Annotated in this window: 12 protein-coding genes; all 12 read right to left on the bottom strand. The window is 54.0% G+C overall.

All coding sequences use genetic code 11. From position 1 onward, the window contains the following. Positions 1–166 precede the first annotated feature (166 nt). Entirely contained in the window at positions 167–1,531 is a 1,365-nt protein-coding gene (gene dnaB, locus E6C60_RS20575) for a replicative DNA helicase (RefSeq protein WP_138227513.1), read from the bottom strand. Continuing rightward, positions 1,531–1,974 carry a 50S ribosomal protein L9 gene (rplI, locus tag E6C60_RS20580; protein WP_138227514.1) on the bottom strand — a complete coding sequence of 148 codons (444 nt, stop codon included), beginning with the start codon at positions 1,972–1,974 and terminating at the stop codon, positions 1,531–1,533. The genes dnaB and rplI overlap by 1 nt, the downstream gene beginning before the upstream one ends. Further along, complete coding sequence (locus E6C60_RS20585) at positions 1,971–3,962, bottom strand: DHH family phosphoesterase (RefSeq protein WP_138227515.1); 1,992 nt, start codon at positions 3,960–3,962, stop codon at positions 1,971–1,973. Before E6C60_RS20585 ends, rplI begins: the two co-directional genes overlap by 4 nt. 11 nt (positions 3,963–3,973) lie before the next feature. Then, complete coding sequence (locus E6C60_RS20590; protein ID WP_138227516.1) at positions 3,974–4,891, bottom strand: DUF2232 domain-containing protein; 918 nt, start codon at positions 4,889–4,891, stop codon at positions 3,974–3,976. Between the two features lie 5 nt (positions 4,892–4,896). Next, entirely contained in the window at positions 4,897–5,199 is a 303-nt protein-coding gene (locus E6C60_RS20595; protein WP_138227517.1) for a MazG-like family protein, read from the bottom strand. Positions 5,200–5,360: 161 nt separating this feature from the next. Next, positions 5,361–5,801 (bottom strand): CBS domain-containing protein, encoded by a 441-nt coding sequence (locus E6C60_RS20600; protein ID WP_138227518.1) that lies wholly within the window; start codon positions 5,799–5,801, stop codon positions 5,361–5,363. Between the two features lie 237 nt (positions 5,802–6,038). Continuing rightward, positions 6,039–7,052, bottom strand: coding sequence for an LCP family protein (locus E6C60_RS20605; protein ID WP_138227519.1), 1,014 nt, complete (start codon positions 7,050–7,052; stop codon positions 6,039–6,041). A gap of 260 nt (positions 7,053–7,312) precedes the next feature. Continuing rightward, positions 7,313–8,266 carry a D-alanyl-D-alanine carboxypeptidase family protein gene (locus tag E6C60_RS20610; RefSeq protein ID WP_138227520.1) on the bottom strand — a complete coding sequence of 318 codons (954 nt, stop codon included), beginning with the start codon at positions 8,264–8,266 and terminating at the stop codon, positions 7,313–7,315. A 161-nt stretch (positions 8,267–8,427) separates the two neighbouring features. Further along, positions 8,428–9,393: an ABC transporter ATP-binding protein gene (locus E6C60_RS20615; RefSeq protein ID WP_138227521.1), complete on the bottom strand. Its 966-nt coding sequence runs from the start codon at positions 9,391–9,393 to the stop codon at positions 8,428–8,430. Next, positions 9,390–10,367, bottom strand: coding sequence for an ABC transporter ATP-binding protein (locus E6C60_RS20620; RefSeq protein WP_138227522.1), 978 nt, complete (start codon positions 10,365–10,367; stop codon positions 9,390–9,392). Before E6C60_RS20620 ends, E6C60_RS20615 begins: the two co-directional genes overlap by 4 nt. 11 nt (positions 10,368–10,378) lie before the next feature. After that, positions 10,379–11,302, bottom strand: a complete 924-nt coding sequence (gene opp4C, locus E6C60_RS20625) for an oligopeptide ABC transporter permease (RefSeq protein ID WP_138227523.1) — start codon at positions 11,300–11,302, stop codon at positions 10,379–10,381. Between the two features lie 12 nt (positions 11,303–11,314). Beyond that, positions 11,315–12,277 carry an ABC transporter permease gene (locus tag E6C60_RS20630; RefSeq protein WP_138227524.1) on the bottom strand — a complete coding sequence of 321 codons (963 nt, stop codon included), beginning with the start codon at positions 12,275–12,277 and terminating at the stop codon, positions 11,315–11,317. Positions 12,278–12,334 lie beyond the last annotated feature (57 nt).

The raw sequence follows: 12,334 nt of genomic DNA on the forward strand, positions 1-12,334 counted from the left end.
CTGAACGTAGCCGCAGCAGCCGGTCTCTTGGGACCGTATTCAACCTGCCGCAGATCTGCCGCCCTTGGGCAGCAATACCAGTGTAACAGCCTCTTTTTTTTATGTCAAATCAAAAACGAACAATCGCACATTTACATGTACGATTGTTCGGAATTGGGACAGGCCGCTATCCGGCTGCAAAGGCGTCGGCATGCGTGCGCTCATAATTGACGAACTTGTTGAAATTTTTGAGAAACACGAGCTCGACCGTGCCGACCGGGCCGTTACGCTGCTTGGCGATAATAATCTCGATAATGTTCTTTTTCTCGGTCTCCTGATTGTAGTAATCATCCCGGTACAGGAAGGCGACAATGTCGGCATCCTGCTCGATGGAGCCGGATTCCCGCAGATCACTCATCATCGGACGCTTGTCCTGCCGCTGCTCGACACCCCGGCTGAGCTGGGAGAGGGCAATGACCGGAACCTCCAGCTCCCGCGCAATCTGCTTCAGTGTACGGGAAATTTCAGATACCTCCTGCTGGCGGTTCTCTCCGGCCTTGCCGCGGCCGTGAATCAGCTGCAGGTAGTCGATCAGAATCATGCCGAGCCCTTTTTCCTTCTTCAGGCGGCGGCACTTGGCGCGGATATCCGCCACCGTTACCCCTGGTGTATCGTCGATATAAATCTCCGCCTCCGACAAGGCTGCAATGCCCATCGTCAGCTTCGACCAGTCCTCATCGCCCTTGAAATCTCCATTCCGCATGACGCCCGCATCCAGGTTCGCCTCGGCGCAGATCATCCGCTGCACGAGCTGCGGTGCAGACATCTCCAGACTAAAGATGGCGACGGTCTCTTTGGCACGAATGGCGACATTCTGCGCAATGTTCAGCGCAAAGGCAGTCTTGCCGACGGACGGCCGCGCAGCGACGATAATAAGGTCGTTTCGCTGAAAGCCGCTCGTCATCTTGTCCAGATCCACGAACCCGGATGGAATGCCGGTCGTATTCCCGCGGTTCTGGTGAAGCGTCTCTACCTTCTCGAACACTTCCATCAGCACATCCCGGATGGCAATAAAGCCGCTGCCCGACTTGCGGTTGGAAATTTCGAGAATGCGGCGCTCCGCCTCGCTCAGCATGCCCGACACATCTTCCCCGCCGGTATAGCCCTCGCTGACGATCTGAGTCGCCGTGCGGATCAACCGCCGCAGCATCGATTTCTCCTCAATCATCTGGGCGTAGTAATCTACGTTCGCAGCGGTGGGTACCCCGTGTGCCAGCTTCGCCAAATAGCTGACGCCGCCGATCTCCTCCAGCTGCCCTTTATCCTGCAGCCTGGAGGTGAGGGTTACCAGGTCGATCGGCTGGCCTTCCTCGCCCAGCTGCACCATGACCTCATAGATCATCTGGTGCGACTTGTCGTAGAAGTCCTCACTCTGAACCCGCTCCATCGCGGTGATGAGCGCTTCACTTTGCAGCAGCACCGCGCCGAGCACCGCCTGCTCTGCTTCCAGATTCTGGGGAGGTACCCGATCGAAATAAGCTTCTCCGCTCATTATTCCTCCGTAATCTGTACCTTGAGGGTCGCCTTCACCTCAGGGTGAAGCTTCACCGGTACCTGGGTAACGCCCAATGTCCGGATGGGATCGCTTAGCTCAATCTTGCGCTTGTCAATTTTCAGCTTCTGGGCTGCCAGCGCCTCTGCAATCTGCTTGCTCGTAATTGCGCCGAACAAGCGGCCGCCTTCCCCGGATTTCGCCTTCAGCACAATCGTCATATCCTCCAGCTTCTTGCCGAGCGCTGCCGCCTCATCCTTCTCCTGCTGCTTGCGCTTCTCCTCGGACAGGTTCTGCTGCTCCAGCGTCTTCATGTTGCCGTCCGTCGCCGGACGCGCCACACCGCGTGGAAACAGGAAATTCGTTGCATACCCTTCAGATACTTCCTTCACTTCGCCTTTCTTGCCTTGGCCCTTCATATCTTTTATAAAAATAACCTTCATTCAAATAACCCCTCTTTCGCTTCAATATCAGCCAGCACGTCCATCAGCTGCACCTCTGCCTGCTCCAGCGTTGTATCCAGCTGTACCGCTGCATTGGTGAGATGGCCGCCGCCGCCCAGCCGCTCCATCACCATCTGTACGTTCATGCGTCCCATCGACCGGGCGCTGATGCCAATCCGTCCGTCGGTCCGCTCGCTAATGACAAAGGAAGCCTGGACATCGGTCATATTTAGCAGCATATCGGCGGCCTGGGCAATAAGCAGCTGTGAAATCTGCTGCCCGGAATGCGTCACGGCGAGCGCGATATGTCCATATACCATTCTAGCATGTTTGATGATCTCTGCCTTAGCGATAAATTCTGTCAAATCTTCTTTTAACACCCGTTGAATCAAAGCGGTGTCCGCTCCGTGGCGCCGCAGGAACCCGGCGGCCTCAAAGGTCCGCGAGCCTGTATGCAGCGAATAATGCTTCGTATCCACGGTAATGCCGGCCAGCAGCACGGTCGCCTCCAGCGGCGTCAGGGACACCCGCTCATGAATATACTGCAGCACCTCGGTCACGAGCTCACAGGCCGAGGAGGCGTAAGGCTCAAGGTAGACTAGTACGGCATCGTTTATAAATTCCTCGCCCCGCCGGTGATGGTCGATGACAACGACCCTGCTCGCCTGCTTCACAAGGCGCGGCTCCATCGTCATGGACGCTTTATGAGTGTCTACCACCACCAGCAGGGAGTGCGGCGTCAGCAGTTGCAGCGCCTGCTCCGGAGAAATAAAGCGTCCGGAGAGCTTCTCCTCCTTGCGCACCTCGTTCATAATGCGCTGCACGGCAGGATTCAGACCCTCCAGCACGATATGCGCCTCCACATTGTACAGCTGCGCCGCCTTCAGCACCCCGATGGACGCTCCAATCACGTCCATATCCGGCAGCTTGTGGCCCATAATAATGACGCGGTCGCTCTCCTGCATCAAATCGCGAAGCGCGTGTGAGATGACTCGGGCGCGCACCCGGGTCCGCTTCTCCACGGCGTTCGATTTGCCGCCGTAGAAGGACAGGCGCTGACCTGCTTTTACCGCGGCCTGATCGCCGCCGCGCCCCAGCGCCATATCCAGACTGGACTGCGCCAGCTGACCCAGCTCTGTGACATCATCGGCGCCAAAAGCCAGCCCGACGCTCAGCGTCAGCGGCACCTTCAGATCCGCGGTCATTTCCCGCACCTCATCCAGGATCACGAACCGGCTGTTCTCCAGCGCATCCAAAGACCGCTTGTTCAGCATCATGAGAAACCGCTCGGAGGAGAGCCGCCGGAGATACACATTGAACTCACGCGCCCAATCCGTGACCTGACTGCTAACTCTGGCGAGCAGCGCGGTCCGCTGCTGATCATCCATGCCCTGACTGGCCTCATCCACGTTATCCATCATCATAATCCCGATGGCGAGCCGTTCCTCTTCATAGGTCTGACGCAGATTCACAAGCTCCGTAATTTCATCCAGGTAAATCAGCCGCTCGTCCGGTATGACAGTAGCGCCGTAGTATTCCTCATCATGCGACAGCTCCAGCCGAACCTCCTTGGGCAGGCCTTCCTTGGATTCCTTTTTCTCGCGCAGCGTATCCACCAGCTCCGGAAACAGCTCTGCAAGCGGCATTCCGACCAGATTGCGGTGCGGAAACATCCCCCCGACGAACTGATTGCTCCATTCTACCGTCTTGTCCTCACTATAAAGGATTATGCCAAAGGGAAGGGAGCTTACAGCCTCCCCTTCCACCCTGCGGATGCGAAAGGATAAATCTCCGATGTATTCCACCAGATCCCGCCGCGCCTTCATCTCCGCCTTCAGCATGCCGTAGCCGCTGGCCAGGGAAAGGAACAGGCCGATCAAGCCCAGCCAGGTATTATAAGCCGATATGAAAATCACGAGCAAAAGGACCAGAGCAAACGCCCAGACGGTATAATAGCCGTGCCAGCGTTTCTGTAGAAATTTAGGCATGACTGATCACCCTATCTTTTGTTTTTACTAAATGCCTGGCGCAGCGGAAACACCAGATCCAGAATGCCGATAATCTGCATCGGCGGGAACAGAACAATCGGAATGGCTGACAGGATCGGAAGGATCGGATGCCACTTCCGGTTATCGGCCAGAAAGAAGAAGAAGCCCAGCGCCTGAATCATAAAGCACAGCTGCAGCAGCGGCGTGGCGTTAACGACAATGACCTCCAGGAACCGGCTGTCCGAATCCTGACTCGCAAAATCCAGAATGACGACCAGAAGGTAATACCAGATCAGCGAGCGCGGCAGTCTCCAGTCCTTGGCACGCTTCAGCGCCGGTACCGAAACCCCCATCCGGTTCAGCACCGGGCGAGCGATCGCATGCGTAATAGCAACAATCAGAAGCGAGCTGAGAATCATGGCAAACGGCAGCATCATCTGGGTCATGCGGCTAATGGCTTCGCTCTGCTCGGCTGTCCAAGTCAGGCCTCCAGTCAAAGCGCCGCTGCTGCCCATATCCTCCAGAGGCTGCGTGGTCATGGTGACGATCTCATCTACATACTGGTTCACATCCAGCTGGAAAAACGCCGTTCCGACTACTAACAGCAGCACCAGCTCCAGCAGCAGCGCCGCAAGGCCGTAGCGGAGCACCTTCATCGCCGGCTCCTGCTTACGGTACAGCTGTCCCATAATGACGCCCGGAACCAGGAAGAACGCAGCCATAACTAGAAAAATCGGGTGAATCAAAGCCACTGCGAGCCAGACCGGCACGATGTGGAGCATGAATAATTTTAGAGGCAGTGCAGCGAATAGAACGGCAACCGGCACAACGAGCAGAAATGCAGTTACCATGGAAAACGGTGTAAGTAACGACAGCAGCAAGAGTAAATAAATGATGCTCCAGACTGCAGGCGCAAAGCGCTGTTTCAATAGGTTCACCTCTTACGCAAATGTTCTTGGAGTGCTGAAATATCCTGATACCAGTCCTCCAGCTGATGGCCTTCCTGCTGGTGTTTTTTTAGCTTTTCAAGTAGGAGCCCATCCAAATCCTTGTAGGACATTCCCAGTCTGCGCCCCAGTATGTAAGAGCTCATCATGAGGCTGGCCAGACTATCCCCAACCTTACCGGTGCTTCCTTCCCACAAGGCCTTGAACAGCCGGGACACATTGTCAACGACCTCCGTCTTCAGCCACTCAATGACCTTGGCTCTCTTGGCAACATCCAAATCCTTTGGCAAGCCTCATCTCTCCCGTGAAAAAGCTTTATTGCTGATTATAGCATAAAAGCGCCTTCCCCACATCAAGCGAGCGGGGAGCAGCAACCCCGAACATACAGCACGAGCCTGCGCCGCTTGAATTTCAAAGTGCGGTCGCAGGCCCGATTCTTGGCTCATGGTCTTCAGGACGAGGCCCCGCTGGATTCAGCGGCAGGCTCCCGGGAAACGAATTTTTCACAATATTCAATGACCTGGCTGCGGCGGACGATGCCGATAAAGCGGTTCATATCATCCACTACCGGTACAAAGTTCTGCACCTTCGCCAGGTTGATCAGATCCTCCATATTCGCCTCGATCGAGACCGGCTTGATCTCCATCCGCAGCGGAACGTCTCGCAGCGAGAATCGGGAGGAATTCTCAAACGTGATCTGGCCATCCGAGTTTTTCATGTACCACAGCAGATCTCCCTCCGTCACTGTCCCCGCATACTGTCCGTCCTTATCCAGAATCGGCACCGCCGTATATCGGTGGTACTCCATCCGCTCCAGCGTTTGCCGCAGCGTGGAATCCCAAGTCAGGCAGACAACCTCCTGCTTCGGCAGCAAAAAAAACGCGATATTCATAATTCCTGAATCCTCCTTCTAAACACGGACGCTCTTGTTCAGATGTCCGCCGTCGCTCTTTTTTCAATCTATGCGACCGTACGCCACCGTATGGCGTGAATTTGCAAGCGCTTTATTATTGAAATCCTTCTCCAACACATATCGGCTTACAGGACACAAAATCAGCAGCCAGACAATCCGGACTGCTGATTTAACTCATCCTGCACTATATCAGTCCGTATGATCCGGCCTGCTTCATTATTCTTCCGCTTCTACAGTGTTCTGCTGCTGAGACTGTTCCTCGACTTCTGCTTCCGGCTTCATGAGCTGGGACTCCGGCGTGTCCGGGTTCATCCAGTTGTCGATCATATCCTTGGCAAGCTGAACATCCTCTTCATAAGCTTCATTATAAAAAACGCCGCCATAGCGCACACCTTCACCCATAATCGTCATTGTCGTCATTTCCGGCTTGCCGCCAGCCATGAGCTGCTTCGCCAGGTCCACCATAAATTTAGGCTGCATATCCGTCTGGAAGTTCTCTCCCATAACCTCGATATACTCCGGCACTCTGCTGATCTGATCCAGCTCCTTCAGCCGCTTGGCTACGGCATCGAGGAATACCTGCTGCCGCTTCGTCCGGTTGTAATCACTATCCTCACGGTAGCGCACGTAATTGAGCGCATCCTCTCCGTAATAGACAGGCTGATTCGCCTTGATCGTGAACTTATCGTGATTCCAGCCTTTGTTCACAATGTCCTTGCCAATCGGCAGCTCCACGCCGCCCATAGCGTCAATGACGTCCTTCAAGCCCTGAAAGTTAATCGATGCATAATAATTAATGTCCTCATCCAGAAATGCTTCCATCGTGTCCAGCGCCATCTGATGGCCGCCAAAGGCAAAGGCATGCGTGATCTTGTCTTTATGTCCGCGGCCGACCATTTCCACATACGTATCCCGCGGGACCGAGATCAGCAATATATTCGATTCCTTCGGACGTACCACCGCCATAATCATCGTGTCGGAGCGTGCCGGCTCATCCTCCCGCTGATCGCTTCCCAGCAGCATGACGCTGAACGGCTCGCTTTGCATCACCGCCGGCTCCGGGGCCTGCTCGCTCTGCAGCGGCTTGTATGAGTGCTGCAGCGAGTTCTCCACCTTATCAGCCATGAACAGGTCAAAAGCCAGCACGGTCAGTTGGGAGCGAAACAGAAACGCCAGCCCGCCGAGCAGCATAACTGCGGCCAGGGTGATATATATCATTTTCCTCTTCATGAGTTATATTCCTTCTTTTTTTATAAAATAATAGCTTGGGGCTGACTGATTTCCATGTTTGCGGAAGCTACTCTTTCGCCGCCTCCTTTCATTCATTAAACGAATATGCGCCCTGATGACGCATCATGACCGGCGTGTTCATTGCAGGCTGCAAGACCATCCGCCGGGGCATCACTTTTATTGTAAACGATGTTGAGTCTTCCTGTGAAGGGATCGGTAAAACTTCCATAATTCATCCACAATTACGTACCTGCCATAGATTAAAAAAGAGCAGCCGTCGCCTTCTCCGGATGGAGCCAGTCGTTCAGCCGCTCTTGCAATGTCATATTCTTGCTGAAGCCATAATCAAACAGCCTCCGCGTCTCTTCAAACCGCTGCTCCCTGCTGCCCGTACCGAGCACGACAGCGATCAGGCGGGTGCCGCCTCTCTGGGCTGTGCCTGTAAAGCAATACCCCGCCTGCTCTGAGTAGCCGGCCTTCAGTCCGTCTGTTCCTTCATAGGCATAGGGACCGGCCATGGATGGAAGCATCCAGTTGTTGCTGCTTAAATATAAGTCCTTGCCCGCGATCTTGATCTGGGTCTGGCTTGAGGTGTCCAGAATTTCGGGGTACTGCGTAATGAGATGAGCCGCCAAAAGGGCTGTATCTGCCGCAGTCATTCGGGTGCTGCTTGCAGCCGGCTTACTTCCGTCCTTGCCGGGGTGCTTCTGCTGTGCCTGTGCGGATGGATAAAATACCGTTTGCGGCGATAATCCCAGCTCCCGGGAGCGCTGATTCATCAGGTGAACAAAATCCTTCTCCGTGCCAGACATATGCTCCGCCAGAGCCATTGCTGCATCCTCGGCAGAGTAGAACGCGACGCCTTGAAACAGCTCCTGCACCGTCACAACCTCACCGGCTTGAAGCCGCAGGCGGTTGCCCTGGGACTGACTCGCTGCCAGGCTGACCTTTACCTTGTCCTCCCAGTGAATAACACCTGAACGGACGCCATCGAGCACGAGCAGCTGTGTCATCAACTTCGGCATGCTCGCTGAAGGCAGTGGAGCATTCTGATTATGGCTATACAATATCCGGCCGCTCTGCAGATCCAGCAGTACGACGGCCTTAGCCTGCGTCTGTGGCCGTTTGCCGGAATCGGCACCGGCGAGCATCAGTGAGCCTGCCGGGAAAGCAATCAACATCATCATCACAACCCAAAACCACTTTTTCCTCATCGCGTAACCCTCCATACTATATAGACGGTTGAAAAGCGGTTTTGGTCTTCTTTTTTTCACATTTTTTTAAAGTTTTTTTGGACAGCAGGAGCATGGGCGCTGCCAGAACACAAAAAACAGCGGCGAGGATTCGCCGCTGCTCTCAAAACCTATGAATATATTTATGCAAAATGGCAGGCTACAAAATGATCGTCGCCCATGTTCCGGTATTCCGGCACCTGCTGCTTGCAAATGTCCGACGCCAGCGGACAGCGGGTGTGGAACTTGCAGCCGGACGGCGGATTCGCCGGGCTCGGGATATCGCCTTTCAGCACGATGCGTTCCCGTTTCAAAGTGGGATCCGGCACCGGAATCGCTGACAGCAGCGCTTTGGTGTACGGGTGCAGCGGATTGCGGAACAGCTCATCCTTGCTCGCCATTTCCACCATAGAGCCCAGATACATAACGCCGATCCGGTCACACAGATGCTCTACCACGCTGAGATCGTGAGAGATAAACAGATACGTGAGCTGCTTATCGCGCTGCAGATCACTGAGCAGGTTAATAATCTGTGCCTGGATGGATACGTCCAGCGCAGATACCGGCTCGTCCGCTACGATAAATTCCGGGTTCATAATAAGCGCGCGGGCAATCCCGATCCGCTGACGCTGACCACCGGAGAATTCATGCGGGAACCGGTCGTAGTGATAATCGGCCAGTCCGCAAATTTGCAGGGTCTCAATGACCTTCGCCTTCAGGTCCTTGCGGCTAACCAGCTTGTGGTCCAGCAGCGCCTCGCCAATCGCTTCCCCGACCTTGATTCTCGGGTTAAGGGAACTGAACGGATCCTGAAATACGATCTGCATCTTCGTACGCATCTCGCGCATTTGTTCCTTCGACAGGCTGTGCAGATCTTTGCCGTCAAAGATGACCTTGCCTTCCGTCTTCTCCAGCAGGCGAAGAATCGTCCGCCCGATGGTGCTCTTGCCGCAGCCGGATTCGCCAACCAGGCCGAAGGATTCGCCCTTGCGAATCGAGAAGCTGACGTCATCAACGGCTTTTACGTCACCGACTTTACGCTGAAACACGCCGCCGTGGATGGGGAAGTATTTTTTAAGATGATCGACCTCGAGCAGTACTTCACTCATTGTGCTTTCCCCTCCTCTTCATACAGCCAGCAGGCGACTTTATGACCATTAGGGTCTGTACCGAGCGGCGGCTCCTTCTCCACGCAAATATTCATGCAGAACTCGCAGCGGTCATGGAAGTGGCAGTTGTTGCCAAGATCGACCGGATTCGGTACGGAGCCCGGAATGGAGTACAAGCGCTCCTGGCGCTGGTTAATAATCGGCTTAGCCTTCAGCAGACCCTTGGTGTACGGATGCTTCGGATTCTGGAACAGCTCGATCACCGGTGCCTGCTCAATGACCTTGCCGGCATACATAACTACCACGTAGTCTGCCATTTCGGCCACAACACCCAGGTCATGCGTAATCAGCATAATGGATGTGTTGAATTTCTTCTTGATATCACGCATCAGATCCAGAATCTGAGCCTGAATCGTCACGTCAAGAGCCGTTGTCGGCTCATCCGCGATGAGAAGCTTCGGATTACAGCTCAGCGCAATCGCGATCATGATCCGCTGTCTCATACCGCCGCTCAGCTCATGCGGATAGGACTCATAGATCTTCTCCGGACGCGGAATGCCGACCAGGTTGATGAGCTCGATGGCACGAGTGCGAGCTTCTTTCTTGCTCACCAGCTCATGCAGCATGATCGGTTCAATGATCTGCTCCCCGATCGTAAGCACGGGATTCAGGGACGTCATCGGCTCCTGAAAGATCATCGCAATCTCGTTCCCGCGAATCTGGCTCATATCACTTTTATTTAATTTCAGAAGGTCCTTGCCTTCGAACAGGATTTCTCCACCCGTTGGCGGTGTATCAATCAGCCGCATCAGTGACATGGCCGTTACACTTTTGCCGCAGCCGGATTCACCGACCACACATACGGTTTCGCCTTCTCGTATCTTGAAGCTGACATCGTCAACGGCTTTGACAGTGCCCGCAGATGTATGAAAATGCGTTTTTAAATTGCGAAATTCTACTAAATCTTTTGCCATGAGCGCATCTCCTACTTCTTCATTTTTGGATCCAGAGCGTCACGGAGACCGTCACCGATCAGGTTGATCGCCACCACGGTAATGAGGATACACATACCGGGCGGAATCCAAAGCCAAGGTCTTTTGCGGAAATCAATCAGGCTGTTGGCAGCCGAGATCATATTTCCCCATGACGGCGTCGGAGGTACCACGCCAATACCCAGGAAGCTGAGCGCCGATTCGGAAATAATGGCCCCCGCGACACCCAGTGTAGCTGTAACGATAATAATCGGAATTGTATTCGGCATCAAATGACGGAAGATCTTCCGGCGGTCCCGCAGACCGAGTGCTTCTGTCGCCTGCATGAATTCCTGCTCCCGCAGGGTCAGAATTTGTCCGCGCACGAGGCGGGCAATTGTCGTCCAGCCCAGAATACCGAGAATCAGCATCAGGAAGTAGATCCGGTCAGCCGGGTCTACCTTCAGGTCAGACAGAATCGCACCCAGGATGATCAGGATCGGGAGCGATGGAAGCGCCATGAAAATATCCGCAAGACGCATGATCACGGTGTCCGTCAGCTTGCGATAGAAGCCAGCCAGTGCGCCCAGTGTAGCGCCGATGAGGATGGAGATCCCCGTCGCTACCAAGCCTACGGTCAGAGAGATTCTGCCTGCCAGCATCAGGCGCAGCAGGATATCCCGGCCCAGCTTGTCTGTACCGAGCCAGTGCTCGGCATTAGGTGCCAGGTTCTTGTTCTTGACGTTATAATCATTCAGCTCATAGGGTGAGAACCACGGTCCCACGAAGCTGAACAGAAACATAAACACTAATATCAAAAGTCCAATCACAGCCAAACGATTGCGCGCAAAACGGCGAAACGCAATTCTCCACGGAGAATCCGGCTGCTTTACAGGGACTTGGGTTTTCGTATCAAGAGGTGCAGCCTCCAGGGACAAAATAATCTCCTCCTACTTTAAACGGATTCTTGGGTCTGCGGCGCCATACAATACATCGGAAATCAGGTTTCCGATCAAAGTCAGCACGGCCAAAAAGATGGTGAAGCCCAGCATGAACGGATAGTCACGCACGTTGATGGATTCCAGATAAACCTGGCCAATACCCGGCCATACGAAGACTCTCTCCAGAATAATCGCACCGCCAAACAATGCAGGCAGCTCGAAGCCCATCAGCGTAATTGCAGGCAGCATGGCATTACGCAGCGCATGCTTGAATATTACTGTCCGTTCCTTTAAGCCTTTCGCACGCGCGGTACGGATGTAGTCCTGACGAATAACCTCCAGCATGCTTGTCCGGAAATAACGGGTCAAGCTTCCTGTACTAAGCATCGTCAATACCAGAACCGGCAGGAAGGCATGCTCAACAACGTCCCAAATATACCCGAAGCCCGTCGCTTTGGAGCCGGCCGTTGTCATTCCGCCGACAGGGAACCAGCCCAGTTCCAGCGAGAACACCTTAATGAGCAGAAGACCGATAAAGAAGGATGGTAGAGACATAAATAAGAAGACTAGCAGCGTTACAACTTTATCAAAAAAGGAGTACTGAAATCTAGCCGAGAACACCCCGGCAAATATAGCCAAGATCCAGCTTAACACCAAGCTGGCAAATGCAATAATGAATGAGTTCCATACATAGTTATCAATTACTTTTGTTACAGGCTGTTTGTGCTGGAGTGAGTCTCCAAAGTTTCCTGTTGCCATGTTTCCGGCCCAGGTGAAATAACGCTCAACCGGCGGCTTATCCAAACCATAAATAGCCCGAAGCTCGGCTTTTTTCTCAGCCGTCATACTCGGACTGTTCTTTGCAGTGATATAGTCGCCTGGCACCATAGCGGATATGGCGAAGACAAGTATGGAAATCCCGATCAGTGTCGGGATCATCTGCAGCAGCCTCCGGATGATATACTGCTTCATAATCTTTCCTCCCGGCATATAAGTGGATATGCTCAGTCCTCGCGGACTGAGCATATC

Source organism: Paenibacillus algicola (assembly GCF_005577435.1).
GTDB classification, from domain to species: Bacteria; Bacillota; Bacilli; order Paenibacillales; family Paenibacillaceae; genus Paenibacillus_AQ; species Paenibacillus_AQ algicola.

Excerpts from the sequence above, each read along its gene's own strand:
- E6C60_RS20600 (WP_138227518.1), bottom strand. The coding sequence starts at position 5,801 with ATGAATATCGCGTTTTTTTTGCTGCCGAAGCAGGAGGTTGTCTGCCTG.
- E6C60_RS20615 (WP_138227521.1), bottom strand. The coding sequence starts at position 9,393 with ATGAGTGAAGTACTGCTCGAGGTCGATCATCTTAAAAAATACTTCCCC.
- E6C60_RS20630 (WP_138227524.1), bottom strand. The coding sequence starts at position 12,277 with ATGAAGCAGTATATCATCCGGAGGCTGCTGCAGATGATCCCGACACTG.
- E6C60_RS20605 (WP_138227519.1), bottom strand. The coding sequence starts at position 7,052 with ATGAAGAGGAAAATGATATATATCACCCTGGCCGCAGTTATGCTGCTC.
- E6C60_RS20610 (WP_138227520.1), bottom strand. The coding sequence starts at position 8,266 with ATGAGGAAAAAGTGGTTTTGGGTTGTGATGATGATGTTGATTGCTTTC.
- rplI (WP_138227514.1), bottom strand. The coding sequence starts at position 1,974 with ATGAAGGTTATTTTTATAAAAGATATGAAGGGCCAAGGCAAGAAAGGC.
- E6C60_RS20620 (WP_138227522.1), bottom strand. The coding sequence starts at position 10,367 with ATGGCAAAAGATTTAGTAGAATTTCGCAATTTAAAAACGCATTTTCAT.
- E6C60_RS20585 (WP_138227515.1), bottom strand. The coding sequence starts at position 3,962 with ATGCCTAAATTTCTACAGAAACGCTGGCACGGCTATTATACCGTCTGG.
- dnaB (WP_138227513.1), bottom strand. The coding sequence starts at position 1,531 with ATGAGCGGAGAAGCTTATTTCGATCGGGTACCTCCCCAGAATCTGGAA.